Raw genomic sequence first — 26673 nt, forward strand, 5'->3', positions numbered from 1 at the left:
CCCCCTATCGCCCGCGACAGCGCATCGTGAGCGCGTCGTAGACGCAGGCCACATCGGCCTGCACCCGCGGCGCGATCACGAGCTCCGGCCAGTGACGGGCATCGTCGGGACGCATCAGGACCCGCAGCCGGATCAGGCCGGGAGCCTCGCTCTGATCCTTCCAGCTTGTGCTCCAGGCCGCATTGGCGTCTCCCGTTGCTCTTGCCGCATAACTGAGCTCGATCCGATCGATGTCGGACACCAGCAGCGTCCGCTCGGTGTCCTGCTTCACCGCCAGTTCGGGTCGGGACTGCAGAACGAGATCGACCCCGTCACGCCTGCGGTCGGCGAACAGCTTGAAGCGGAAGCGGCCGGCCCCACCGGACACGGCCGGCGCGTCGCTGAGGAACTCGAGGCTCTCGGCCTGGCCGTCGATATCGATGCGCCGCTGCGCCGCGCCTTCGCCCAGCATCATCGGATAGAGACTGCCGATCAGTCGCCGCAATACGTCCTGCGCCGCGAGCTCGCGCTGGAACGACTCCGCGCGGGCGCTGCCGCTGCGCCAGGCCTGCACGCCGAATTTGAGATTGTCGAACAGCAGAACGGCGAGCAAGCTGAACAGCGCCAGCGCAACGAGAACCTCGACCAGGGTGAAGCCTGCGTCGCGATCATCCATCCCGCTTGCTTTCGGCGACGTCATCGGCCTGGCTCACTGCGACGTGGAGACTCTAGGCCCGAGGCGAAGCGTCGAGAGCGCATAGGAGCGCGGGTCCTGCCCTTCCAGCCAGCCGATCTCGACCGAGACCTGATACAGCTCGACCGGGCGTGCATCGCTGTTTGGTGCCGGCCGATAGGGCTGCATCGCAAGGCGCCACCGATAGCCGTTCGCCTCGGCGCCATCGCGCGTCTCGGTGCGCAGCGGAATCGAATTGCCGACCTGGGCCATGAGCGACTGCGCCAGCGCAACGGCACCAGCCACGCGTTCGGCCATGCCCGTTCGTGACAGTCCGGTCGAGAACAGGCTCATCACCAAAGCGAGGCCGACCGACAGCATGGCAAGTGCGACGAGGACCTCCACCAGCGTGAAGCCGGCGTCGCCGCCGTCCGCGTACTTCATCTCTGCCGCGGCGGGAGTCACGGCTGCCAGCTCGTCACATTGGCCGTGGCCGAGGTCTCGTCCTCGCGTCCCTCGGGCCCGAGCGAGACGATGTCGTAGGTGCCGTGCTGCCCCGGGAATTTGTAGACATAGGGCCGTCCCCACGGATCGTTCGGGACCAGGGTGCCACTGAGATAGGGTCCGTTCCAAGTGGTCGCGGTGGCCGGCTTCTGCACCAGCGCACCGAGCCCTTCGGCTGCGGTCGGGTAGCGGCCGTTGTCAAGGTGATAGAGGTCGAGCGCCGAGGACAGGCTGCGGATCTGGATCCGCGCCGTCTTGAGCTTGGAGTCGGAGAGATAGCTCAGCACGCGCGGGCCGACGAGACCCATGATCAGGCCGATGATGGTGATGACGACCAGCATCTCGACCAAGGTGAAGCCGGCCTCGCCATCGCGGCCTCTGCGGAAACGAAGCCGGGATTGCCCGCGCCACGCGGCCACGCGCAGCTTCACGACATCACGACATTCCATCCATCCCAGCATGATCGTCCCCTCCCCTCAACACGTCGCGGCGGTCCGCACCGTCCCTGTCAGCCATTCGACACAGAGCCTGATATGATGCCCGTTCAACTCCAGGCTCAGATCGCCGCCGGTCGACGAGCCGTCCGGAAAGAACCGGAAGCCGCCCACGGCGGCGCCCACGCGCGTCGCGGCGGCATAGGTCAGCTTCGCCTGGATGTCCGGCGCAAAGGTACGCGGCCGGACGACGTCCGAGCTGAAGGTCCGGCGGTCGACGTCGATGGTCAAGGTCATCACGCGGTTCTGCACGATCGCAGCCGAGCGCGTCGCGCGCAGCGCCGACGCAATCTCGCCTGTCGCCGCATCGAGGCTCACCGTGCCGGCGCCGCGTGATAGCAAAGGGACGGCGGCGGATACCGTCAGCGCCAGGATGACGAGCACGGCAAGCATCTCGACCAGCGTGAAGCCGGCGCTCGCCTCGTCCCGTGCCACTGCCGCCCGCGCGCTCATCGCCCCGCCAGATCATTGATGCTGAGGACGGCGTTCATCACCGGCATGATCAGCGCGCCGATGATCAATGCGATGCCGACCGTCATCGCCGGCGTCAACGCCGCCATAAAGCGATCGACGCTGGTCTGCAGCTGCTTCTCCAGCATCTGCGCCACGCGCAACAGCATGCGGTCGAGCTTGCCCGCCTCCTCGCCGACCGCGATCATCTGCAGCGCCACGGCCGGCAAGGCGACCTCGTTGCGCAGCGCGCGGTGCAGCGCTGTGCCCTGCTGGATCCGCTCGATCGCCTGTTCCATGCCGGCGCGGAGATGACGGTTGTCGACGACGTCGCTCGCCGATTTCGTCGCCGCTATCAATGGCACGCCGGCCATCAGCATCGTACCGAGCGTGCGGGCGAAGCGCGCGGTGTCCTGCTGCAGAAGGAAGCCGCCGAGCAGCGGTAGCCGCAGCGCGAGCCGGTCGAGACGCCGGCGGCGGCCGGGATCGGCCAGCACGAATGCGACGACCACCCCCCCAGCCACGATGGTGGCAACGCCGCCGACCACGATCCCAAGCCAATGCGCCTTCAAGGCCAGCATCAGCTGGATGGTCAATGGCAGCGGCTTGCCGCTCTGGGTGAAGATCGGGGCCATCGACGGAATCACGCCGCCAACGATGATCGCGAGCGTTGCGAGGCTCAGCACGATCAGCATCGCGGGATAGATCAGCGCCGACTGGATGCGCGCACGGATCTCCGCCCGCCGCTCCAGGAGCTCGGCGAGCTCGGTCAGCACCTGCGCCAGCCGCCCGCCGCTCTCGCCGGCTCTGATGACAGCGACATAGTCGGCCGGGAAGATGCGCGGCTGCGCCTGCATCGCCTCCGACAACGGGCGGCCATTGAGGACATCGGCGAGCAGCGCCTCGACCAGGGTGCGCAGCCGCGCTGCCGAGGCCTGCGTCTGCACGATGCGCAAGGCGTCGTCCATTGGAATGTCGGCCGCGCAGAGCGTGGCGAACTCGCGCGTGAAGGCCAAGAGGTCCGCGCGCGCCGCGCCGTTGCCGAGCGTGATCTCGCGGTTCCACCATGCCGTGCCGGCGCTATCGGCGGCCTGCATCTGGAACGGCGACAACCCCTGCGCCCACAGCGTCGCGCTCGCCGCATCCGCGGACGCAGCCTCGATCGTCCCCTCCGCGAAGGAGCCGTCGGTGCCGTAGGCGCGGTAGCGGAAGCGCGGCATCAGTCAAGAATCCTGCGTCCGGTGTCCTCGACGCGCCGCCGCGCCGGCTGCCGGCGATGCGGGCCCTCGATCGCCATGAAGTGGCGGTACTCCTCGGTCACGCTGCGCGCCTCGTCGAGGCTGCGCATCACATGCGGGCGGATCAGGATGATCAGCTCGGTCTTGCCGATCACGTTGTCGCGGCTGCCGGCGAAATTGCCGATGAACGGGATGTCGCCAATGATCGGAAGCTGGCTGCGGCCGGTGGTGCGGCCCTCCTGGATCAGCCCGCCCAGCACCAGCGCGTCGTTGTCGTTGACGACCACCGATGTCCTGATCTTGCGCTGCCGGATGGTCGGCGAATCGATGTTCGATGACGTGGTCGGCGCCACGCTCGACACCTCCTGCTCGATGTCGAGCAGCACCCGCCCGCTCTCATTGATGCGCGGGATGATCGACAGTATCACGCCCGTATCCTTGTAGCTCACGGTATTGACGATCGGCGCGCCGGGCGTCAGGGTGCCGGTCGCCGACTGCGTCGTGATCGGCACCTGATCCCCGATCTGCAGCACCGCCGGCTTGTTGTCCATGACCGCCAGCGACGGCGAGGACACGATGTTGACGTTGGTGATCTGGTTCAGTGTGTCGATCGTGGCAGCGATGTTGGCCGCTGTCAGCGCGTAGGAGAAGCCAGGAAACACCGAGCTGACGGCGCCGGAGGCCGCCTCCGTCAGGGTGAATTTCGAGCTGTGCTTCTGCATGTACCATTGCACGCCGAAGCGCAGCTCGTCGTTCAGGGTGACCTCGGCGATGGTCGCCTCGATGAGCACCTGGTTCGGCATCTGGTCCAGCCGCTCGATCACCTGCAGCACGCGCTTGTAGTCGGCCGAGGCCGCCTCGATCAGGATCGCGTTCTTGGCCTCGTCGGCGACGATCCGCAGCCGCGGCCCATCCGCATCGCCGTCGCGGCCGGTGGGTGCAGCCGGAGCCGCCGCCGGCATGACGCTCGGCGCAGCAGCCGCCGGCGCCGCATTGCGCATGCCGCCAAAGCCGCCGCCGGACGCGCCGAGCCCGCCGGTGAAGGACGGCGACGACGATCCGGACAGCCCGCCTCCGGAGGGCGACGGCTGCGACTGCACGCTCGCCTCCTGATAGTTCGGCGCCACGGTGCGCCGACCGGCTGTCGCCGTCTGCGTGTCCGTCGGGAACATCGACTGCAGCACGTCGACCAGCTCCTGGGCCCGCCGGTTCTGCACCGCATAGGTGAAGAGCTGCTTCTCGGACCCTTGCGCCTGCGCGTCGAGCTTGCGGATCCAGGTCTCGGCGCGGCGCAGATACGCAACCTGCGGCGAGATCACCAGGATCGAGCGCAGCCGCTTGTTGGGCACGAACTGCACCATGCCGGCCATCGGCCCGTCGCGGTCGGAGGCAAACACGCTTTTCAGCTCGGTCGCGATCGCGTCGGGCGCCGAGGTCTTGACCGGTATCAGCGCGAACGACATGCCCTTCATGGTGTCGACGTCGAACAGCGCGATCGCCTCCATCATCGCCGCGATCTCCTGGCGATTGCCCGAGAGCGTAATCAGGTTGCGCGCATCATCGACCCGCACCACCCCGCCTCGCGGCGCGATCGGCTCGACCACGCGCCGGATCTCGGAGGCCGAGACATATTTCAGTTGCACCACCTGCAGCCCGTTGCCGACCATCTCGCCGCCATCGGCCACCTCGTCGGTGCGATACGCCGCCGACACCGCCGTCTGGTCCGCCGCCACGATGCGATAGATGCCACGATTATTGACGACAGCCGCATTGTTGGCCCGCAGCGCCGCCTGGAACAGATCGATCACCGCCGCCCGCGCCACCGGCCGCGGCGTCTGGATCGTGACCCGCCCTTCGATCCCCGGATCGACCGTGTATTTGACCCCGAGAATATCCCCGAGCACCATCTTCGCCGCCTGCGGCACCGGCACACCCGCGAGATTGATGGTGACGCCATCAGCGACATCCTCCGCCCCGCGCGGCACGGCCCCGGTCGGCGGCTCCCCGACGAAGCGCCCGGTGCCTTCCATCACGGTGGCAGGACCGCCTTTGTTGTCATCGAGCAGCGGCGAGCCCGAGATTTTTCCGGCCCGAGCATTCCCCGCGGGAGACCGCATCGCCGCCTGCGCCTGCGCCGCCGATCCCGCCTCCGCAGCACCCGTGCTCCAGGCGAACGACGACGTCCCCTCCTCCACGGTCTGACACGCCGAAAGCGCCAGCACCATCGGAAGCGCCATCCAACCGCGCCTGTACCCCTCGCCACGCACTGCTGTTCACCCCAAACCCCAAGCAGCTAGCGCTGCTCAACAACTAACAGGCGGAGTCTAGAGGGTTTCGGTGGCGAGAGATATTGCCAGCAGGACACGCAAGCGAGTCATACACATCGTTTGATGCACGGAATTGCGTCGAACGCCGCAAAATACAATCAAAAGTTGCAAAATCTCAAAAAGAAACTTACCCAGACTTCACCCGCTCGTCGACAACGCCGCAGGAGCACCTATCAACTAATTAAGTGCACCGTAAGTTTGAAATTATCGTGTCTCGCTTGAGGGGTGCAGTCCACTCTATTTAGCCGCTTATTTCGTGAACTGCCACCGTAATCCCGAGCTACCGCCTCCGGTATTGCAGAATCCGCCTTTGGAAGTATGCAATATCTGTAGACAGCGCTTCATCGCTGCGACAGGTCTTCTGCACGGCCTCCAACAGAGACAGCGCCTCATTCACACCATAGAAGGACGGAGTGTTTCTTTCAGGTGTAATGACAGACACCTGAAGCGTGGCCCCAATGGGGGACGTTACTTGCGTTTGACGCACGCTCTGGAATGCATCAATCTGCGCGATGACATCGGCGAATAGAGACATACTGACTACATGCGCGTCTGCCTGCTCTGCGTCGAACGGCCTTATCATCGTTCGGCGATACCATTCCGCTCCTAGTTGAGAATTGCTGATGAGCACAGACCTCACAGGACTGTCGGACTCTCCGATGTATTCAATCGCAACCACTGAGTATGTCCTTCGCTCAACTGATTGAGAAAAGCAGCTACTCCCCATCGCAAGGAAGACAATAACGGCTACCACCACTCTTGTTGCCATAGATCTCATTTTTCCACCGGCTGCCTCAAATGCACTCCTGTTGCGTCACGAGTAAAACCATACGAAATGGTTTTCAAGACGTCGTAGGATCCGTCAGCCTTGATACCGACGAGAGATAAGTCGGCCTGCCAAGAAATTGGCGTTCCAGTATAAAGCCGGTTTGGTGAATCTCTCATCATGGCCACCCCTCCCTCGACCGCTCCTAAGTTTTCGTATTGTTGGTAAGTAGATTTTTGATAATAGTATGGCGCGTTGTCGGGAGCCGCATCGCTATACGGCTCATTCATTGGATTTCCGTTGAGCGGCTGATTTGTAGTGACCGTTTGCACCCAGTTGAAGTGCGAATACCCGCTTCGATCGCTTACGTTGCCCAAGAATTCAACGTCTATGCCATCTCTACCCGAAACATGGTATTCATCGAATTTTGTTGTAGTTATGCTGGCGGTAACCTGCTTCATCGCTTGATTGAACAGATATCCAAACGCGGCTGTCATTGCGCCGTTTGCAAACTTACCTCCGCCCGCAACTGACGCAAGCCCACCCAACACTGCACTGGCGACAAGGCGTGAAGCCCCGCTCATACCAACCATGCCAGGTGCAGCTGCCGCACCGACTGCAGCGGCCAACGCACCTGAGCCGCAGCTCCCGCCCGAAGCTACAGACGAACCGCAGCCGACCAGCGCGTGACCAGCAACATTGAAGGCGTATTCAGGCGTTCCAAACGCAGGTTGAATATGCGGGCCCAAGACTGAGAACTTGTCCATACTGCCCGCGGCCACCGCATTTGTTGCACCTCCAACTACAGCGAAAGCAAACGCGGTTGCTGCTGCTATGGCACCCGCTCTCAACGCCTGACTGAGACTGCCGCCCTGCAATCCAGTGACGAACGCTGCGGCTACGCCTGCGGCTGCAAACGGCCCGATGAACGGCGTCAGCCCGATCGTTGCTGCCAGCTGCACGATGCTTGCCAGGATCGGGACCTGCTGGAACAGGCGCTGGATCGGCTTGGCAATCCAGTTGAAGATGCCGCCGAAGAAGGCCGAGAACCAGTTGAACCCGTTCGGATCCGTAAAGGTCAGCGGATCGTTGCCGACGTACGAGTAGCGGTTCCAGCCCTGCGGATTGAGCGGCTCCGTCACCGTCGGATCGGCGCTGGTGAAGCGCGCCAGCAGGGGATCGTAGACGCGGCCGTTCAGGTGCACGAGGCCGGCGACCGAGAGCTCCTCCTGGCCGGTGAAGCCGCGCGTGGTCTGGCTGGTGGTGCTGCCGGCGACGTCGTCGGTGCCGTCGACGTTGCGGCGCTTGCCCCAGGCGTCATAGGACAGGCGCTGCTGCAGCAGGCCGTTCTCGTCGGTCAGCGCCACGATCGAGCCGAGATGGTCGGTGTGGAAGTAGCGCAGCGTCAGCGTGGTGCCGCTGGCGGCGGTCTGGGTGACGCGCATGCCGACCTTGGCATTGCCGACCGAGAGATAGTCGGTCCATTTCTGCGTCGTCGTGCCGGGGTTCTGCACCTCGGCCATCACGCCGAATCCGGCGATGTACAGGGTCGTGCCTTCCGGCGTCACCTGCTTGAAGCGCTGGTGCTCGGTGTCGTCGACGAAGGAGATCGTCCGCGTGCCTTGCGTGATGCTCGCCGGCTTGTTGTAGGAGGTATAGACGATGCTGCGGCCGAGGCCGGAGGTCTGGTTGCCGTTGGCGTCGTAGGTGAAGGTCGCATTGATGCTGCCGCCGGCGACGCTCATGACGGCGTGCGGCAACGGCGCTCCGGCCGCCGGATAGACGTAGGTGCCGACATCCGACTTCGACAGGATGTTGCCGATCGCGCTGTAGGAATAGGTCTTCACCAGCGGCGTCGGGTTGAGGCTGGTCGTCGACGTCGTCAGCCGGTTCAGCCCGTCGTAACTGAAGCTTTCGCTGACATTGGTGTTGGCGTCACTGCGCGAGGTCAGATTGCCGAGCCGGTCGTAGCCGAAGCTCAGGTTCTGCACGGCGCTGCCGGTGCCGGTGGCGACGCTGGTCAGCCGCCCCGTCAGCGGGTCGAAGCCGCGCGTCGTAACGAGACCGTTGCCAGCCGTCTGCTGCGTCAGATGCCCGTCGGCATCCATCGTATTCGCGGTCCAGAAGGCCTGGCTGGTGGCGTCGTCCTGCAGCTGGTTGGCGAAGCCGAGGCTGTTGTAGCCGTAGCGCGCGGTGAAGCCGGAGGGGTAGCTGACCTTGATCAGCCGGCTGTTGGCGTCATAGGTCGCACCCATCGTGTAGGTGGCGCCATCGATCGTGGTCGCGACCTGCTGCGGACGGCCGAGGCTGTCATAGCTGAAGCTGCGGGCAAAGCCGTTGCCCGAGCCGGAGGTGATACCGCTCGAGGCCAGCTTGCCGATGCCGTTGGCCGCGGTGTCATAGGCCCAGACCGAGGTCATGTCCGGCTCGACCCGCTGCACCATGCGGCCAAGCTTGTCATAGCTCAGACTGACCGTCTGGCCCTTGGCGTCGGTCTGGGTGACCAGCTGCCCCAGCGTGTTGTAGCTGTAGGTCCAGTTGCCGAGATCGGGATCGCTGCTCGCGATCTTGCGGCCCCTGAGATCATAGGTCGCGCTGACAATATTGCCCAGGGCATCCGTGGTCTGCACCAGATTGCCGACCGCATCATAGGCATAGGTCATGGTCTTGCCGAGCGTATCGGTGACCGAGACCACCTGGCCCTGGCTGTTCTTGGTGACCGTGCGCGTCTGGTTCAGCGCGTTGGTCTCGACGACGGTCAGGCCGTGATAGGCGGTCTGCGCCACGCTGCCGTCCGGCTGGGTCGACGAGACCACGCGTCCCAGCACGTCATAGCTGAACGTCGTGTATTGCGGCGTGCCGCCGGTCAGGAAGTACGGCCGGCTGGTCTGCGCGACGCGCCCGAGCGCGTCATAACTTTTGGTCGCCTGCACCGTGCTGCCGTCAAAACCCTGGGTGCGGCGGCCGATCTCGCGATCCAGCGTGTCGAAGAACACGGTCGTGACGGGGCCGTTCACGGTGGCGCCGTCGGCGGCGTAAGGCGTCTCCTGCACCAGATAGCTCGCGCCCGACAGACAGCTCGCGCTGCCGCCGTTCACGCCGCTGCAGAACTGGTAGGCCCAGCGCGTCTGCGTGCCGTCCGAGCGCGTCTCCTGCGTCTTGCGGCCGAACTCGTCATAGCTCCACGTCGTGGTCAGGCCGTTCGGGCCGGTGCGGCTGACCGGCTGGCCGAAGCGGCCGTCATATTGCAGCGTCTCGCTCTGCCCCAGCGCGTTGCTGTTGGACGTCGCGAACTGCCCGCGCGCGTCATAGCTGGTCGTGCTCGAACGCGAGACAATGTCGGCGCCGCTGACGGTGACCGACTGCTTCTGGCCGAACGCATTGTAGACATAGTCGGTCTGCAGCCGCAGCGCCGGCGTATCCGGCTCGACGACTTCCTGGGTCAGGAGACCCGAGGCGGAGTCGTAGGCGAACGAGGATGTGCGGGTGATGGTGTAGATATCGGAGACCGGCGTCGATCCTCCTCCGCCCGTCGCCGGTGTGTAGGTGATGACGATGATGCCCGGCGCACCGGTCGTACCAGCTGTGCTGACGCCGGAGCCGCCCGGACCACCTGCGCCGTAGAGACCCGCGGCGCCGTTGGATGCGCCTGGGCCGCCCCCGCCGCCGCCGCCGCTGCCTCCGCCGCCACCCGAACCATGCGTCGCATCCCACTCGGAGCCGCTGCTGCCACTGCCGCCTGCATTGTTGACGAACGCGATGACACCATCCCAAAAGCCTGCACCGCCGCCGCCGCCATTGCTGCCGACGCCGCCGGGAACGCGCAGCGCGCCCGCGCTGCCGCCTCCAGTTCCAACAAAGTTGTTGCCGCCCGCACCGGCGCCAGCTCCGCTCGATCCGCCGCCATTGCCGCCGCCGCCGGCGCCCGAGCCGTTCGCGCCGCTGGAGCCGCCATTGCCGCCATTGCCGTTCGGGCCAGCCGCACCGCCGCCGCCTCCCCCGCCGTTGCTGCTGGCTCCCGTTCCTCCGCCAGCGCCACCTGAGTATCTGACGGTACCGACGCCGTTGCCCGCTGCACCACCCGCACCGCCACCAGCCGGATTGAGCCCGCTGCTCACGCCGCCTCCGGCGCCGCCGCTGGCACAGACCGACTGCCACAAGCAGGCCGTCCCGGTGCCATTGAAGTAGGTATCACCACCGCTCGCACCGACATTGGCGGCACTGCCACCAACGCCACCTGCGCCGATTCGGTAGCTGACGCTCGATCCGGATTGAAGCGAGAGGTTGGAGATCTTGGCGTAGCCGCCACCGCCGCCGCCGCCGGCTCCTTCCGACGATGCATTCGAACCAGCACCGCCGCCGCCGCCGCCGATGACCTCGACGGTATTGTTCCCGCTATTCCAGTCCGCCGGGACCGTCCAGCTCGAGCCGCTGGTCAAGTAGATCCGCGTGGCCGATGAAGGCGGCGGCGGCACCGGCGTATAGTTGATGACGATGATGCCCGATGCACCAGGCGCTCCGGCAGTGCTGTTGCCGGAGCCGCCGGGGCCACCCGCACCATAGAGACCCGCCGAGCCGTTCGCCGCTCCCGCGCCACCGCCGCCGCCAGCGCCGCTGCCGCCGCCGCCGCCAGAGCCGTGGTTGGCGTCCCATTCCGTCCCGGTACTGCCGCTGCCACCTGCATTGTTGACCCAGGCGCTGGCATTCCAATAGCCCGCGCCACCGCCACCGCCGCCGCTGCCATTGCCGCCAGCGATGCCGATGGAGCCAGCCGTTCCTCCTCCCCCTCCGGAGTTGTTGTTGCCGCCGACACCCGCGCCGATTCCGCTCGTGCCGCCGCCATTGCCGCCGCCGCCCGCACCCGAGCCGTTCTGGCCGCTGGAACCGCCGTTGCCACCATGCCCGAGCGGCCCCGCCGCACCGCCACCACCGCCGCCGCCATTGCTGCTCGCGCCCGAGTTGCCGCCCGCTCCGCCGGAATATTTGACGGCACCTATGCCGTTCGCCAGCGCGCCGCCGGCACCGCCGGCCGCGGCATTCAATCCACTGCTGGGCTGACCGGCATTGCCGCCCTTTGCGCACACCGATTGCGCCTGACAGGTCGTTCCGGAGCCGTTGAAATAGGTGTCGCCGCCGCTCGCACCGGCAGCCGTCGCGCCGCCTCCCGCGCCGCCGGAGCCAACGCGGTAGGTGATCGCCGCGCCTGGCTGAAGCGGGAGGTTCGATATCTTCGAATAGCCACCGCCGCCGCCACCGCCAGCTCCTTCCGTCGAAGAGTTCGAGCCGGCGCCGCCGCCGCCCCCTCCGATGACCTCGATGGTGTTGTTCGAGCTGTTCCAGTCACTCGGGACCGTCCAGGTCGATCCATTGGTGAGGAAGATCTGCGCAGCGCTGGCGAGCGACGGAGCACCAGCGCCGATCAAGAACGCCAGCGCCGCAGCTGACAGCCGGAGCGGTGCACGGGAGCGCAAGGCGCGCGGAGACACGGCATTGAACATGGTCAATTCCTTAACCAACCAAAGCAGCAGAAGATGTGAGATCTGATGAGAGGCAGCGGCCGGCTATTGTGGCCGCTGGCTCGTGACGGTCGCGCGCGTCAGACGCCCGAGATACCAATAGGACGTATCATTGGCGTAGATGTTGGACGTGGTCTTGCTGAACCCATCGGACGTCGAGACCGTCACGCGCGTGGCATTGCCAAACGAATCGTACTGATTTGATGTCGTCACGGTCGGCACTGCCGATCCATCGAGGTCAGTGCTGCTCGACACGCCCTGCGTCAGAAACACACGATACGGCGCGCTTGACGGCGAGATCGTCGCTCCATCGCTCGCATTGATGAAGCGATACGTGTTCGTCGATTGGCCCAGGGTCTGCGCGCCGAGCGTGCGAGCAGCCGAAGCGACCATGCCGATGTAAGGAAAGTCCTGCCGATAGGTCGTCGTATCCGCAATTCCGGTCTGAGCATCTCTGACCGTCACCTGACGGAACCCGAGCAACCCGCGCCCGGTCAGATCGATCTTGGCGCCTGTATAAGTATACGTCGAACTCGATGTGCCGCCGACACCATTGGATGCGTCGACCCGCGACACGACATAGAATGGGATCTGCAGGTCCTGAACCGGATAGGCGCTGGTCGTATCCTTGGCGTAAACAGTCGTGTCTGTCAGCGGAGTATAGCTGATGCTGACCGTCGCTCCGAGACCGCTTGTGATCGTGCTGATGACATCGCCAGCCGCCCCGTCGGCCCTGACGCTATAGACGTTGGTGCCGGCAACCATGGCGAATTCCAGCCGACCATCGCCGTTGAAATCACCGAGTTGGGGCCAGTAATTCTTGGCGGGCGGAGCACCGAAGTTGAAGCCGTAGGGCATCCCGAGGGTACGATAGCCAAACGTCCCGTCACCATTGCTCATGAACTGATAGATATAGGGACTGTTGCCGCCGATGAGCGCAAAGTCGGTCTTCCCGTCCGCGTTGAAATCGCTCGAGAACGCCATGAAGTTCGCGCTCGGTTGAGCGCCGAAATCCCAGCCGTTGGAGATATGGATCGAGCTGTAGTCGAACGTACCGTCTCCACGGCTCTGCATTTCGTAGAGCCAGGGCCCCTGCAGCATGATCAGGTCGGTCTTGCCATCGCCGTTGAAATCGCCCCCGATCGGCGTAAAGTTCGTGCTGCTGGTTATTCCGAAACTCCACCCGCCCGGCAGTTGCCACGAGCTGTATGCGAAAGATCCATCGCCATTGCCGAGCATCAGATAGGCAATCTTCCCGGCCGTGCTCGTCGCCGCGCCTGGACCGGCAGCAGCAAGACCGCCGAGGACCATCAAGTCCGTCTTCCCGTCGCCGTTGAAGTCACCCGTGACTGGCGTGTAGCCGGCCGAGGACGGAACGCCGAAGTCCCATCCAGGCGTCTGCACCGTGCGCCCCACGAATGTCCCGTCTCCGTTGCTCAGGAACATGTAGAGGTACTGACCAGCCATCATCGCGAAATCGCTACGACCGTCCGAATTGAAGTCACCTCCGATCGGAATGAAGTTGTCCGCCGGCGCCGTGCCGAAATTCCAACCGTTCGGACACGGGAACGTCACGCCGCTGAACTGCCCGTCTCCGTTGCTCAGGAAGACGTATAGATTGGCGCCGCCCAGCATCGCAAAGTCGGTCTTTCCGTCGCCGTTGAAGTCGCCGCTGATGTTCATGAAGGTCTTGGACAGACCGAAGTTCCAGCCATTCGGCGCTATCGAATTCACGTTGGTGAAGCTGCCGTCACCATTGCCAAGGAATCCGTACACGTTCGATCCCAACAGCATGACGAAATCGTTCTTCCCGTCGCCATTGAAATCAGCCGAAACCGGCACGCTCAGCATGCCCAGAAACAGCGGCCCCAGATTGGAAAGAAATCCGCCGCCAGACGTGCTGGAGCCGGACGGAGGAGTGAATGACAAGCCATTCGGGAGCGTCGTCACGGCTCCGGAGAATGACGCTCCTCCGCCATTCGCCCATTGGAACATGGTCGGCGGCAGGCAGCCGCCCGATCCGCCACAGACCTTGATGGATGCGATTTCCGACACATTGCTGGTCGGGCTCTGCTGATAGGAAAGCTGATAGTCGGACACCAAGGCCGCATCCGAGAACGTCCTGATGTTGGTCAGCCGGACAGCCGTTCGGACCAACGAACCGGCCTGGTAATGTTGAATGACGTCGGGACGCGACGAATAGACGAATCCGATTGAGTTGTAAGGCGAGGCTCCCGCCGCCGCATTGCCGGTGTAGACGATGCCGCTCGGGACCGACTGCCCCGTCGTCGTGTCCGTCGTATAAGTGACCGAGAAATAGTTGCCCTTTGTGTCGCTGACCTTGTTGACACCCCACGCGCGCGCGGTGGTTTTCCCCTGAGCCAGAACCTGCGAGTCGGCCGTTCGACCGAACTCCATGATCTGCCCAGCCTTCGTGCGCACCTCGAACCAAGCCGGGCCGCTACCGGCTACGCCGCGCGATACGATCTTGGAATAGGCATCGATCTCGGTGCGATATTCGGCGCCGTCGGCACCATAGGCGCCGCTCACCAGGATCAACCGCTGCCCTTCGAGGCAGAAACGATCATTGCCATCGAAATTGACACCACCGAGCACACCGTCCTGCGCTACCGTCCGCTGACATCGGCCGATCGATGGCAGCCCGCCCAACGACCAACCGACACCCAGCACGCCGTTGCCCCCCTGGCTGCTGTAGTCGAGCGTCAGCGACGGCACCATACCGGCGGAGCCAGGCGGAATGGCAATCGGAAGCGAATAGGTCGCGGCACCCATCTGGCCAACAGAAAACTGGCCGGAGAGCGTCATCGTTCCAGCACTACTTAAAGTGGTAAAAGAGATACAAAAAAAAGCGGCGCTCAGTCCGACGCGCGCTGCTCGTCCTACCAACCCACGCGCGCCATTTTCTCGACTGGCCCGAGTCGAATTCCCAAACATCCCTGCCCCCGCAGCATCTTCACAATTCGAAATATAGCAGATGCCATTCGCGTCTGACGATCAACGGGCATTGGAACTTATTCACAACATAAGGTGATGACAAACGACGAATACAACCCGCTTCAGCAATTCCACCAAACTTCTCCTGTCGCGTGCATCGAGCGGTTAGTTCGGGTGGGAGAGGAATTTCGGCTGCTTTCCGTCGTTCGTTGGTTTTGGTTTTCTGCGGAGGTCACCTCACTCATCCCAGGGTCAAAGATGGGAATGCCGCTGCGCGCGCAGCAATTGATGCAATTGATCGTAATCGCCGATCATCTTGCCCAGATGATCGGCGTCGCCAACTCGCCATTGATGTTGATGGAGGTCGCAGGACTGACCAGAGCCATTTTTGGCGAGAAGAGCGCCCTGCGGCTGGCACATCAGAGTGGCTGTCGCGACCGGACTTGGAGGCGCGAGCCGGTGCGGTCGAACTGCGTATCTCCAAGCTACGCAGGGCGAGCTACTTCCCAGGCTTTCGCAAGCGGCGGCGGATGGCGGAGAAGGCGCAACTCCCTTGATCCAGAAGGCCTATGTGCAGGGCGTCCCCACTCGCTCGGCCGAGGATCTGGCGTGGGGGCGATGGCATGGGCAGAATCTCCAGGAGCCGGGTGAGCCGGCTCTGCGGCTGGATCGACGACACGGTGAGCGCGGTCCTCGGTCGTCCTATCGAGGGTGACGGGCTCTACCTGTGGATCGACGGTACCTACGCGAACATACGTTGCGTGAAAGTGCGCCAGAACGCCCAACTCACCTCAGTGGAGGCTATCGTTACGATTGCAGTGAAGGCGACGGCCGCCGGGAGGTTCTTGGCATGGATATCCCGCGCAGGCTCGCGCGGCGCGGGCCGGCGGTCAAGCTGCTGATCTCCGACTCGCATGAAGGCATCAAGGCCTCCGTTGCCGTGGTCCTGAGCGCCATCTTGCAACGCGGCCGGATCCATTCGATGCGCAATGTCCTGGCACCTGCCGGCAAGAGCGGACGGCTACGCATTCTCGGCGCTCATTGCCGCGGCATTCCCCCGGAACGACCCCAACACCCAGATGGTGCAAGACACTGATATGATTCCTTCCGCCGAGACCGACGCACCACTCTACACAGACTTCCTAGCTTGGCGGACAAGCCACCACTTTAACGAGAGCAAAAGCGCATCGCCACTTTTTGGCGCCGAGACTGCGGCACACTGGCCACACCAATTGGCTAAATTCCCAGGACTAACCACAGAGGACTGGCTGCAATGCGGCTTCCGTGCCATCGCAGATGGTACGCGGGAGGGGTAACGGAGTGCCGATTCTACGTCGATTGTCTTTAATGTTGGGGCTGTTTCTTCTTTGCTTGGCCTTCTTCGCGCTGGCCAAATTGGCGGCCGACAAAGATCCTGGTGGTCCTCCGTGCAGCAGGGGATCCATTGCGAGCATCATGACGGGTTGCCAACCGGCATCGCGCCCCATGGCAACAGAGGACGTGATGACCTTCCAGAGGCCCGGCGGCATTTCCCGAACGGCACCTCCGAACTGAGCCACAAGATTGCTCCGAATCTGCTGGGCTTCGGTGTGCGTAAGAGCGTCTGTATCGAATGTGTAGCGCTGGCGTGAAGCAGACTGAAACGCTCTCTATGAATTCACTCCCTTGGGCAGGCCGAGATGTGGTCCGTTCGTCGCAGGTCGAAGGCATCCGCCCCGCCGCCCTCGTCTGCCGGTGCCTTGGTAGCTCAACCCGTGACTTCGTTTCCACATCTCGCATGGTCTAAGGCACGCAACCGTTATCGAGAATCAACATCACAATTGAGAGCGGCGGGACCAGTGGCCGCGCAATTCGCGCGTTGAGTCGAGAGCAGCGGGAGCCGGTCGCCATTCTCCTCATAATGCGCGTATTGGCCGACTTCTTAGAGGCGGCGGTCACGGAGCTCAAAGTTTGGTCGAGCGAGACGAACTTCTGGACAAGCTTCACAGTCCAACGATGTGGAAGCTCGATAGATGCGACAGCAGCTCAGCGGTCGACACATGTCCAGGGCGTCTTTACCCGTTCGGTCGACCACCTGGTGTAGGCCATGGGGGGGATGGGCGGCATCTCCAAGAGCCAGGTGCCGCGGCTGCGTGCCGAGATCGACGACAAGGTGAAGGCCTTCCTTACGCGGCCGATCGAGGGCGACTGGCCGTATCTGTAGATCGACGCCACCTACGTGAGGATGCGCCAGAACGGACTCATCGTCTCGGTCGCGGTGATCATCGCGGTCGAGGTCAACAGCGATGGCCGGCGCAAGGTCTTCGGGATGGACATTGGTCCGTCCGAAGGCCGAGACGTGCTGGACGGCGTTCCTGCGCAAGCTCGCCCGGCGCGGCCCGCGTGGCGTCAAGCTCATCGTCTCCGACGTGCATGAGGGATCAAGGCGACGGTCGGAAAGGTCGTCAACGCCTCCTGGCAGCGCTGCCGCGTCACTTCATGCGCAACACCTGGCGCATGCCGGCAAGAGCGGGCGACGCGTCGTCTCCGCCTTCATTGCCACCGCCTTTGCCCAGGACGACGCTGAAGCCGCGCGGGCGCACCGGCGGCGCATCGCCGATCAGCTGCGCCCGCAATTGCCAACGCTAGCGATCTTCCTCGAGGAGGCCGAGACCGACGTGCCGGCCAATATGAGATTCTCCGCCGCGCATCGCGCCACACTACACTCGACCAATCAGCTCGAACGCCTCAACGACGAAGCCAAGCGACGAACTGAAGCGGTCGGCATCTTCCCCAACGCGGACGCTATCACCCGCCTGGTCGGCGTCATCCTGCTCAAGCAGAACGACGAGCAGGCGGTTAAGCGCGGGCGGCGCATGACGCTGAAAACCACCGCGCCTTCGGGCGATGATCCCACCGTCAGCTTCCCGGCGATCGCCAGACAACGCGACCAGCCTGCATTCTTCGAATCAGGCCTGGCTCTGGCGCGCATTCATGAAAGCTGTCGAAGCGTACAAGGCAGAGATCCACCGCATTCAGCTCACCACGCCAGCGCCGCCAAGACGTGCTGCGGATGCTGGTTACTGGTTACTGGTGGACCGCCTACCTGCGATACTCACCGACTGCATAGATCCACTCGATTTGGGCCGTATCGGCGGTCACCTCTGGGACACCGCATCCTTGATGCGGCCGCAGAGGTGCTATCTGACATCAAGCTCGCGCAAACATGCTTCGGCGAGCCAGCCATTCGGCTGATCCTGCCCGAGAGGTGTAGCCCAGCCGGCCGCCTTGACGACCCGGATCCTCATTTCCACCGAGGCGCTCTTCATCTTCCCAAGATAGTAATAGCGCCACGGATCGGCCTTGGCGGACTCCAGGCAGTATGGAACAAGACTCTCTGCTCGCGCCTTCGCAGTCACCTCCGAGATCTGCGAGCGAGAACGCCACCCCACAGAATAGAGCACTCCAATGCTGCAAGCTGCAGCCGCAACGGCTACGAAGAGATAGTAGATCAGACTTCTAAGCATCGATCGTCCGATTGTCTTCAAGGCGAAGCCGCACGAACCCGCTGCACAAAACCAACGAATGCTGACGTATCCACATCTTCGTGCCCCTTTTCGTGGATATCCAGCTCGATAAGCGAGCCAAACTTCATCCAGATCTGTTTCAGCTCGAGATACGCTCCGATCGTCTCATCACTAATTGCGCCCCGTTTCGTGCCACTGAACCAGGACTCAGGATGAGACGCTCCATAACCCAACCAAAGACCATCGCGCCGACCTTCTTCGATCAGTAGCGGTTTCGGCGCGAGCAATGCATAGAGAGCGGAATACGAAAAGAACGCACGAAAGTCATGGCAGAATGGATGCGTGAAGATCCGATACTCCCGCCGCGTATGTTCGAGCGAGAAGAACGCGCCATTCGCAGCCATTGCCTTGATATCCGGCCGAACGATCGCCAACACAAGGCTCGTTAGTCCGCCAGCCGCGTTTCCCAGCCCAATGTAGTCGGGATTGGAATTCAGCAAAGGCTTTATCCGCGTCAGCGCTAGATCCGCAAGCCTCGCCCAGATGATCGAATAGTCCACGCGCCTCGCAAGGTCGGCAAATGGCGCATGGATCGTGTTCGGAAACGCAACCACGGTAAACCCGCCTCTGGCCAGATACGCGCCATGTCCATTATCGTCGAACAGCGTTGTGGGCGCCTGACCGCTCCCCTCGCCCCCCACCTCGCCGTGACCATTGATCGCCACGATCGTCGGCAGATCAGGATTTGGATTGTCCGGTCGCGCCACGGCCACGGTATATCGAAGATCAGCTCCGTCTTGAGCAACATGGGGGAACAGCAGATCGATCTGCTCGATCGCAAAACCGGCCTTCTTCACCGGATCATGAACACCGACCAGCTCCGGCGCGACGTTGACTGCACCCTCGAATTGCTCCTTGATGTAATTGAGGGGCTCGTTTCTCCAGGACTCGAAAGCAGCTCGATCCCCCAAGATCGCCGAGGCGCTCAGGTCAAACCTGGCATCCTTGTAATCCCAATCAAATGCGCTTGCTTGATTGGAACACAAACTCACAAGGCTCGAAGCCAATATCGCTCTCAGTAACCACTTCATGCCTCTATTCCACTTTGGCCGACCGAGCAGGAGCTGAAACCGGCTTAAGGTACTCCCCCCTGAGATCGATGAATGGCCGCTCAATAAGCCAATAAGTGGCTGTAGCCACCAAGACCGCAACGGGAACGAGATAGACTCCTGATATTAGCGCATTGACATACGGGCTTCCGGTCACCGTCAAATACCAGTTGTGCTTTTGAAACATGAGAAGGATGGGCATATGGATCAGGTAAAGTGAATAGCTCACCAGTCCGATTTTCCTGAGCAAGGTCGTATAGTAATCATGAAACGATCCGTGCGCTTGAACATATATCACGATCAAAGAAGCGAACAGGAAGCCTTCATAGGTGTGCCACAGAGCCTTCCAGTTGGCGTCTCGCTCCCACCCGCCAAACCTGTTGAACGCAAAGAGCGACAACACAATGAGGCAGGATACGCCGACGAGGAGAACTCCGGATCTCCTGGTTGCCAACACACCCTCTCGGTAAAGATGAGCAGCAATCATCCCAATGAGAAACTGATCGATGCGCCCCACAATTGTAAAGTAAGAAAGGTTGCGAGGAGAGGCACCCAGACCGACACAAAGAATGCGAAGCAGGATTGCAAGCCCCAGCAGGTGAACCAGGTACTTAACCCCGTATTTCAGTTTGAAAGAATTCAGAAAAGGGAAGAGCAGATAGAATTGAAATTCGACACATATGGTCCACAACAGGATTGTAAACGCGCCGCCCGCGAGACCGGCGGGAGTATTCCCCATCAAGAACAAGCTGGACGCGAATGCGCTAAATGAGAACTGAGCTGGATATGTATAGGCTTCCAGAAACAGCAGTAGCACGTACATAGGAAAAATACGCAGGATTCTATTGCGGATAAAGCCTCGATACGAAACTTGGCGGCTATGCGCGCCGTAAGAAAACAGAAAGCCACTCAGAACAAGGAACAGCGATACGCCCGCATGCCCTTCGGCAAGCACGGCAAAGAACGGATTGGAGGGGTATAGCCATGCACCAATGCTCGGGTCGACACCTCTCGTCAAATTATGGGTGAGATGCGCGAACAACACCATCAGGGCAGCAATCCCCCGCAGCTCGTCGAGCGCAGGGACGTGAGGAATGTTCTTGCTCTCGGGTGCTGAAATATCGCGACCACTCAACTCTCGGCCCTCGGACAGACGGTCATGCTGTTCTGTTAATGCACGCGGCTCAATTTGCCTACCCCTGGTTTGCAACTGCCAATCTCGCAGCACGGCGACGCAAGGTCGAGCATGGACGATTGAGCGTCTCGCTGGAATGATTGGCTTTGCAGACGGCACCGACGCCCGTGGCTCCTGGCCACAGCGCTTTCAGATCTCACAGATGAGAGAGTCCCGTCCCCCTAATGGATCTCATGTGGAGCATTGCCAGGCCCCATCCGGCTGAGGCCTCAAGCTCGTCCCCATCCAGGGATCGCGCCTGGTTTTCGGCCAAGAGCTGACCATGCGACGCATCCAGGATGCTATCCTCTCACGAGTGGGCGCTGTCGGGTTGGTCGCCGCCTGGCCAGATGGCGGAGCTGAACCCATGTCATGGCCGATTGCTCGTCTGCCAGATTCAGACACGTACACGGAAGCTCCCGCCACCAACCGGAGATTACCCCCTCATCAACCGTCGGCAGGGGTGACGCTTGGAAGCAAATTCACCCGCCTACCAAGATCCGGTGGCGGGTTCAGAGTCCGCACGCCTCGATGACATTCTCCTCAGTCTCGGTGAATTCTGCCGCGGTCGATGTTCAAGGTTACAGCCGCTAAGCGCCCTTGCTGCCGCTCACATCACGACGCGCATCATTCAGATCGCTGGCGACCATCTCCTTCACCAGATCTCGAAAGCTCGTTTGCGCCGTCCAACCGAGCTTCTGCCGCGCCTTTGTCGCATCTCCGATCAGGAGATCGACCTCGGTCGGGCGGAAATAGGCCGGGTCGATGCGCACGACGATCTTCCCCGAAGCCACATCGCGCCCCACCTCGTCGACGCCCTCACCTTGCCACTCGACGCGACGACCAACTTCACCAAAGGCAAGCTCAACGAATTCGCGCACAGAGCGCGTCTCTCCCGTTGCAAGCACAAAATCATCCGGTTTGTCCGCCTGCAGGATTGCGTGCATTCCCCTGACGTAGTCCCGCGCGTGCCCCCAATCGCGCTTCGCTTCGAGGTTACCAAGATAGATCGCGTCCTCCAGACCGACTTCTATTCTTGCAACTCCCCGCGTGATCTTGCGAGTTACGAAAGTCTCTCCGCGTATGGGGCTTTCATGGTTGAACAAGATGCCATTGGAAGCAAACATGCCATATGCCTCACGGTAGTTTACCGTGATCCAATAGCCATATAGCTTTGCGACTGCATATGGAGACCGCGGATAGAACGGCGTGGTCTCCCGTTGCGGAACCTCCTGCACCAAACCGTACAGCTCCGAGGTCGAAGCCTGATAAAATCGCGTGTCCTTCTCCAAGCCGAGAATGCGAATAGCTTCCAACAGCCGCAAGACCCCTACTGCGTCCGCATTGGCGGTGTATTCCGGGCTCTCAAAGCTCACGGCGACATGACTTTGAGCTGCGAGGTTGTATATCTCGGTGGGCCTGATCTGCTGGACCAAACGGATAAGATTGGTCGAGTCCGTCATGTCGCCATAGTGCATCAGAAACGGGACGTCTCCGACGTGCGGATCCTGGTAGAGATGATCCACACGAGCCGTGTTGAAGGAGGACGAACGCCGTTTGATTCCATGGACCGTGTAGCCGAGTCCGAGCAGATACTCAGCCAGGTAGGCACCGTCCTGACCAGTCACACCAGTAATGAGCGCCACACGTCGTTTACGATCTTGATCCACCATCTTCTCCACTCGACACCGCTGCGACCGTGGGCGCTCGGCAATTTTTCAACGATTAAGGGGAGTCCAGAAACCCCGCCCTGGATGACAATTGTCCTCGTGTCCTGGTCATACACGTGCGCAGCCATTCCAGCTTGCGCTACGCGATACCATTTGCGATCGCTAAAGTCTAATGGCCGGCCCTATGGACGCCAGCCTGACCGATCCAAACTCCGCTGACACTCAGGGGGGACGCCAGGTGTCTATTCGCAAGAGAACCGGCACGAGCCGCTTCGGGACGGAACCCTGACAAAATCGTCGCACGAAATCAGGCAGCAGCTCGACCGATAACGCTTAGCTCTCTCACACCGGCTGCCCTTCTCAGGCGAAAGGACAACTGCGCGAGGAGGACCCTGCATGCCACGGTCGCCTTGACGGTCGACCGCTCAGTTGCCCTCCAGATTGAATGCAGGATCAGAGGCTTTGATGCGCTTGCTTGTCTACATGCCCGGGTCTGGACGGGAGCAAGTTTGGGGCCACGGCTTTAAAGGAGGTCAGGCGACGATCTAGCTTTCCAGCTGGTAGATCATCGGTCTTGCGGCAAAATCAACTGCTGCCAGCAAACCGCAGCGTCATCCACGAGCGACGCTCGTGGACTCGGATACAGTCTTCGGCCGAGCGGAAGGAGCATGTCGCATTCGACACCCACGAAGGGCATCGACATCGCTCAAGGATGAGCGAGGAGGTTTCGATGCCGGAGTTCGCCGATGCCTCCACGATTGTTGGCGGCGCCAGCAACCTTCCGTCGATCTCTGTACCGTGCAGAGAGGTGACGTTGAAAGTGTGACGCGATGCGCTAGCCCGCCCGCATCCAAGATTCTGCCAATCCGGTCGGGGCATTGAACTAGACAAGATGAAAGCCGGCAAGATGGCTCAGAACTGCCTCCGTGATGGACTGATGTGTCGTAAGCACGTCCTGTGCCGAATCAGAAACAACAATGTTGCCAGGCGTATTGTCGTGACTCGCCGAGACGATCGCCGCTTGCGTGGCAGCGCGATTGTGACTGAGCCAAACGATGTCTGCCTCCGATGCGAAGTTGGCGGCGATACTCTGCCCAAGCTCTTGGTTGAATACGAAAACGTCATGCGGTGCCCACAATTCCGTCTGCTGTGGGCCACCAAGCGATGGCTGGGGACTGGAGATGATCGTCTGACCTTGGACGCCTTCAGCGAAATGGAATCCATCCTGGCTGAACAGGTCGGAGGGGTAAGTCGCTGCTTGATTTGCGGTTTTTCCCGAAGAGAGGACACCATTTGCGACGCTGAGATTGCCTTGCGGGTAGCCCGCTGAAACTTGGGCGGTTACACCGATCGTACCGTCTCCGTTGAGGTCTTGATGGAAAGTGGTTTCGAACGCCTCGAATGAGGCCGAGCTTCCCGACACACCTCCAATCGCGCTGCCTGTGTAGTTGCCGCCGCTGTCCAGGCTCCAAACTGCATAAACATCAGCTCCCGCGACCTTCCAGGCGACCTCGTAGCCGCTACCCACGGCTTCTGCGCCGATTGGCATCCAGCTGCCGAGTTGTCCGACCACAACATTGGCGCCACCAAGCTTCACTTGCGGACCCGCGCCGCCGCCGACCGGATTCATAAAATATCCATTGCCGACCTGGGTGAGGCTCGTCGATCCAAGCCCCTCGATGACTATCGTGGGAATCCCGATCGTACCATCACCGTTGAGATCTTGGTGAAAGATGGTCTCGATTGCCTCGAACGAAGCGGAGCTCCCAGAGACACCTCCGATCGCACTGCTCGTGTAGTTTCCGTTGCTGTCAAGATTCCACACTGCGTAAAGATCGGCTCCCGCCACCTTCCAGGCGATCTCATAGCCACCACCCACGGCTTCTGCGCCAATCGGCATCCAGCTGCCGAGTTGGCCGGCCACGAGGTTGGCACCGCCAAGCTTCACTTGCGGGCCCGTGCCGCCACCAACTGGATTCAGGATATATCCGTTGCCGGCCTGAACGAGACTGGTTGATCCCAGTGCCTCGATGACCGTAGCCGGAATGCCGATCGTGCCGTCACCATTGAGATCCTGGTGAAACACGCTCTCGAACGCTTCCAGCGAGACCGAGCTTCCGGAGACACCTCCGACCGCGCTGCTCGTATAGTTTCCGTTGCTGTCGAGATTCCACACTGCGTAAAGATCGGCTCCAGCCACCTTCCAGGCAACCTCATAGCCGCCACCCACGGCTTCTGCGGCAATCGGCATCCAGCTGCCGAGTTGACCGGCCACAAGGTTCGCGCCGCCAAGCTTTATTTGCGGGCCCGCGCCGCCACCGACCGGATTCAAAAGATATCCATCGCCAACCTGGACCAGACTGGTCGATCCCAGTCCCTCAATGACGATGGTCGGAATACCGATCGTACCGTCACCGTTGAGATCCTGATGAAAAACATTCTCGAATGTTTCGAACGAGGCTGACCGTCCAGAGACACCTCCGATCGCGCTACTTGCGTAATTTCCGCTGCTGTCGAGGGTCCACACTGCGTAAAGGTCGGATCCGGCCAACTTCCAGGCAAGCTCATAACCCGCGCCAACGGCTTCTGCACCGATTGGCGTCCAGCCACCGATTTGCCCAGGCTGAACCGTGGCGCCGTTGAGCTTGAGTTGGGGGCCAAATCCCCCACCAAATGGATTGAGGAAATAGCTTGATCCCAGCTGCACCAGGCTGGTCGTTCCCAACGCCTCTATGGTTACAGGCGTTGCGGAGACGAGATGAAAGCCGAGAGCGTCCATTTGCTTGAGGTCGACGGACGTCAGCGTCTGAAGTGTGTTGAAAGTGTAGAATTCGTTAAACGGATCGTTGGCGCCCTGAACGCCACTGTTCAGGAAGTCGCTCGGATCGGAGGACTGGCCGTAGTCGGCAAGCTTCGTTTGCCCCCCATCAATTGAGAAGTAGGCTGTCGACGCCGTCGCGCCTCCCGTCATGAGACGGACGCCTGGGCTCGAGAACCGGAAGAGATCGAACACGTCAGGCTGCGGGCCGTAGGGCACGCGGCCGAATGCGTGCGTAAGCTCGTGAAGGGCCACCCCGACGAGCAGGCCTGAATTGATGTCGGTCGCGAACGTCGCGCTGCCGTCGTCGGTCGTGGTATCGTTGGCGCCAAGTCCTCCCCAGAGCTTCAGCTGCGAATTCCAGACGGCAACATAGGATTGCCCTTGGATGCTCGATACAGCGGGTAGGGCGTTGAAGGTGGTGTCACCGGGGCTAGCGTTCCCAACGAGGTTGGACCGAACGCTTGAGTAGGTCATCCACTGGCCACCATCAGGACCTGCGGCAGCGCCTCCGCCGATTCCGCTGTAGTCGATCTTGATGTTGACCGTGATTCGGTCGGAGATCATGGAGGTCAGGATCGCGGCGGCCTGTTGAATCCCGGCCCGGAAGCTGGCTGGAGCGGCCATTGCGGCCGCATCGAACAGAAGGTTGATGGTGAGCCCACCGGCGCTCACGGCCGTCACCGCACCAACCCCGCCGAAATCGCCTTGCGCGAGCTGAGCTTCCACCGCCTCATCTGGGAGCTCGACCGGGTTTGACGGAGGCGGATCGATTGCCGGGCCGGAGGCCTGGATTACGTCGGAGCCTTGCAAATTGGGCGATCCGGCCATTGGCTAAACTCCCAGCCATTCAAATCCCAGCGCACGATTCCAAGCTTGAGCAGCCCCGAAACCGCGAATCTAGCTATCAGTCATCAGCGTTTCCTGCAGGTTAATGGCCGCCTGCCGGGAGACGAAGGTCTGAACACCCTCTGCGCAGCGCGGCCGGCCACTTGACGCTCCCGCTTGCTCTGCGACCAGCTGAAATCAATTTCTGCAGGGACTGGGCATGTCACCAAGCCGCGCCCCCTGCCATGCCGCATTTCCCCCTGGTCTGCTGACTCTTGGCTGCTCGAGCCAACTCGGCAGGCGAAGGATCAACTCACCATGTCGCACCATCACGCCGCCCGGATCGGCCGGCTCCGTGCGCCGAGGTCCATGGCAGATCGCAGCAATTGGCACGTTTACGACAATGCAACCAGTCGGAAGCATCACCGTGCCAGCGGTGACTGGAAGAGCAGGAGCGTTCTGCGCGGCGCTAAGGTGGTGTGCGTGACTAGCGCTTCGTGGTGCCGCTACAGGCCCCTCAATCAAGAGCTTACTCTCCGGGATATCAAAATCTACAATTGCAAAAGCGGGATGGACGACCTAGCGTTTTGATCGGTATTTCGATAAGGTCGACCGTACGACCCGAAGCTTTTGCCCTCGGGCTGCGCTGCACCAGACGTCGTTCAT

General features: G+C 61.9%; 16 protein-coding genes and 1 pseudogene. 3 read left to right on the plus strand and 14 right to left on the minus strand.

Translation table 11 applies throughout. From position 1 onward, the window contains the following. Positions 1-4: 4 nt before the first annotated feature. The 9 genes from QX128_RS08610 to QX128_RS33195 all read right to left on the minus strand — a co-directional run bounded on the left by QX128_RS08610 (position 5) and on the right by QX128_RS33195 (position 15322). Positions 5-679: a prepilin-type N-terminal cleavage/methylation domain-containing protein gene (locus QX128_RS08610; RefSeq protein WP_316237222.1), complete on the minus strand. Its 675-nt coding sequence runs from the start codon at positions 677-679 to the stop codon at positions 5-7. Positions 680-688: 9 nt separating this feature from the next. Beyond that, complete coding sequence (locus QX128_RS08615; protein ID WP_316237223.1) at positions 689-1096, minus strand: type II secretion system protein; 408 nt, start codon at positions 1094-1096, stop codon at positions 689-691. Positions 1097-1113: 17 nt separating this feature from the next. Further along, positions 1114-1617 (minus strand): type II secretion system major pseudopilin GspG, encoded by a 504-nt coding sequence (gene gspG / locus QX128_RS08620; protein ID WP_316237224.1) that lies wholly within the window; start codon positions 1615-1617, stop codon positions 1114-1116. A 15-nt stretch (positions 1618-1632) separates the two neighbouring features. Beyond that, positions 1633-2103: a GspH/FimT family pseudopilin gene (locus tag QX128_RS08625; RefSeq protein WP_316237225.1), complete on the minus strand. Its 471-nt coding sequence runs from the start codon at positions 2101-2103 to the stop codon at positions 1633-1635. Further along, positions 2100-3320, minus strand: a complete 1221-nt coding sequence (locus QX128_RS08630; RefSeq protein WP_316237226.1) for a type II secretion system F family protein — start codon at positions 3318-3320, stop codon at positions 2100-2102. Before QX128_RS08630 ends, QX128_RS08625 begins: the two co-directional genes overlap by 4 nt. Next, positions 3320-5575 (minus strand): type II secretion system secretin GspD, encoded by a 2256-nt coding sequence (gspD, locus tag QX128_RS08635; protein ID WP_316237227.1) that lies wholly within the window; start codon positions 5573-5575, stop codon positions 3320-3322. The genes QX128_RS08630 and gspD overlap by 1 nt, the downstream gene beginning before the upstream one ends. 864 nt (positions 5576-6439) lie before the next feature. Further along, positions 6440-11929: an RHS repeat-associated core domain-containing protein gene (locus tag QX128_RS08640; protein WP_316237228.1), complete on the minus strand. Its 5490-nt coding sequence runs from the start codon at positions 11927-11929 to the stop codon at positions 6440-6442. A 63-nt stretch (positions 11930-11992) separates the two neighbouring features. Beyond that, positions 11993-14773 (minus strand): FG-GAP-like repeat-containing protein, encoded by a 2781-nt coding sequence (locus QX128_RS08645; protein WP_316237229.1) that lies wholly within the window; start codon positions 14771-14773, stop codon positions 11993-11995. Positions 14774-15154: 381 nt separating this feature from the next. Beyond that, positions 15155-15322, minus strand: coding sequence for a hypothetical protein (locus QX128_RS33195; RefSeq protein WP_410053134.1), 168 nt, complete (start codon positions 15320-15322; stop codon positions 15155-15157). Positions 15323-15752: 430 nt separating this feature from the next. On the opposite strand from QX128_RS33195, the gene QX128_RS33200 reads away from it, so the two are divergent. The 3 genes and pseudogenes from QX128_RS33200 to QX128_RS33210 all read left to right on the plus strand — a co-directional run. Next, entirely contained in the window at positions 15753-15998 is a 246-nt protein-coding gene (locus tag QX128_RS33200) for a transposase (protein WP_410053135.1), read from the plus strand. A gap of 1128 nt (positions 15999-17126) precedes the next feature. After that, positions 17127-17318: a transposase gene (locus tag QX128_RS33205; protein ID WP_410053136.1), complete on the plus strand. Its 192-nt coding sequence runs from the start codon at positions 17127-17129 to the stop codon at positions 17316-17318. Continuing rightward, a pseudogene (locus tag QX128_RS33210) lies at positions 17257-17673 on the plus strand (transposase); the annotation flags it as partial. The gene QX128_RS33205 and the pseudogene QX128_RS33210, both read left to right, overlap by 62 nt. Here QX128_RS33210 and QX128_RS33215 read toward each other — a convergent pair. From QX128_RS33215 to QX128_RS08675, 5 genes are all read right to left on the minus strand, one after another. Further along, on the minus strand, positions 17602-17826 hold the full coding sequence (locus tag QX128_RS33215; protein ID WP_410053144.1) for a hypothetical protein: 225 nt from the start codon (positions 17824-17826) through the stop codon (positions 17602-17604). The pseudogene QX128_RS33210 and the gene QX128_RS33215 overlap by 72 nt on opposite strands. 599 nt (positions 17827-18425) lie before the next feature. Next, positions 18426-19499, minus strand: coding sequence for a hypothetical protein (locus tag QX128_RS08660; RefSeq protein WP_316237230.1), 1074 nt, complete (start codon positions 19497-19499; stop codon positions 18426-18428). Positions 19500-19503: 4 nt separating this feature from the next. Continuing rightward, the gene (locus QX128_RS08665) at positions 19504-20652 is read right to left on the minus strand and encodes an acyltransferase (protein ID WP_316237231.1); all 1149 of its coding nucleotides are present in this window, start codon (positions 20650-20652) and stop codon (positions 19504-19506) included. Positions 20653-21281: 629 nt separating this feature from the next. Beyond that, complete coding sequence (gene gmd, locus QX128_RS08670; RefSeq protein WP_316237232.1) at positions 21282-22364, minus strand: GDP-mannose 4,6-dehydratase; 1083 nt, start codon at positions 22362-22364, stop codon at positions 21282-21284. 880 nt (positions 22365-23244) lie between these two features. Continuing rightward, the gene (locus tag QX128_RS08675; protein ID WP_316237233.1) at positions 23245-26010 is read right to left on the minus strand and encodes an NF038122 family metalloprotease; all 2766 of its coding nucleotides are present in this window, start codon (positions 26008-26010) and stop codon (positions 23245-23247) included. Between the last annotated feature and the right edge of the window lie 663 nt (positions 26011-26673).

This window comes from Bradyrhizobium sp. SZCCHNR1015 (assembly GCF_032489875.1).
Lineage (GTDB): Bacteria > Pseudomonadota > Alphaproteobacteria > Rhizobiales > Xanthobacteraceae > Bradyrhizobium.

What these genes read in the sequence shown, in the direction of transcription:
- QX128_RS08610 (WP_316237222.1), bottom strand. Translation starts at nt 679, where the DNA reads ATGACGTCGCCGAAAGCAAGCGGGATGGATGATCGCGACGCAGGCTTC.
- QX128_RS08615 (WP_316237223.1), bottom strand. Translation starts at nt 1,096, where the DNA reads ATGAAGTACGCGGACGGCGGCGACGCCGGCTTCACGCTGGTGGAGGTC.
- gspG (WP_316237224.1), bottom strand. Translation starts at nt 1,617, where the DNA reads ATGCTGGGATGGATGGAATGTCGTGATGTCGTGAAGCTGCGCGTGGCC.
- QX128_RS08625 (WP_316237225.1), bottom strand. Translation starts at nt 2,103, where the DNA reads ATGAGCGCGCGGGCGGCAGTGGCACGGGACGAGGCGAGCGCCGGCTTC.
- QX128_RS08630 (WP_316237226.1), bottom strand. Translation starts at nt 3,320, where the DNA reads ATGCCGCGCTTCCGCTACCGCGCCTACGGCACCGACGGCTCCTTCGCG.
- gspD (WP_316237227.1), bottom strand. Translation starts at nt 5,575, where the DNA reads ATGGCGCTTCCGATGGTGCTGGCGCTTTCGGCGTGTCAGACCGTGGAG.
- QX128_RS08640 (WP_316237228.1), bottom strand. Translation starts at nt 11,929, where the DNA reads ATGTTCAATGCCGTGTCTCCGCGCGCCTTGCGCTCCCGTGCACCGCTC.
- QX128_RS08645 (WP_316237229.1), bottom strand. Translation starts at nt 14,773, where the DNA reads ATGACGCTCTCCGGCCAGTTTTCTGTTGGCCAGATGGGTGCCGCGACC.
- QX128_RS33195 (WP_410053134.1), bottom strand. Translation starts at nt 15,322, where the DNA reads ATGTGCCAGCCGCAGGGCGCTCTTCTCGCCAAAAATGGCTCTGGTCAG.
- QX128_RS33200 (WP_410053135.1), top strand. Translation starts at nt 15,753, where the DNA reads ATGGATATCCCGCGCAGGCTCGCGCGGCGCGGGCCGGCGGTCAAGCTG.
- QX128_RS33205 (WP_410053136.1), top strand. Translation starts at nt 17,127, where the DNA reads ATGCGCCAGAACGGACTCATCGTCTCGGTCGCGGTGATCATCGCGGTC.
- QX128_RS08660 (WP_316237230.1), bottom strand. Translation starts at nt 19,499, where the DNA reads ATGAAGTGGTTACTGAGAGCGATATTGGCTTCGAGCCTTGTGAGTTTG.
- gmd (WP_316237232.1), bottom strand. Translation starts at nt 22,364, where the DNA reads ATGGTGGATCAAGATCGTAAACGACGTGTGGCGCTCATTACTGGTGTG.
- QX128_RS08675 (WP_316237233.1), bottom strand. Translation starts at nt 26,010, where the DNA reads ATGGCCGGATCGCCCAATTTGCAAGGCTCCGACGTAATCCAGGCCTCC.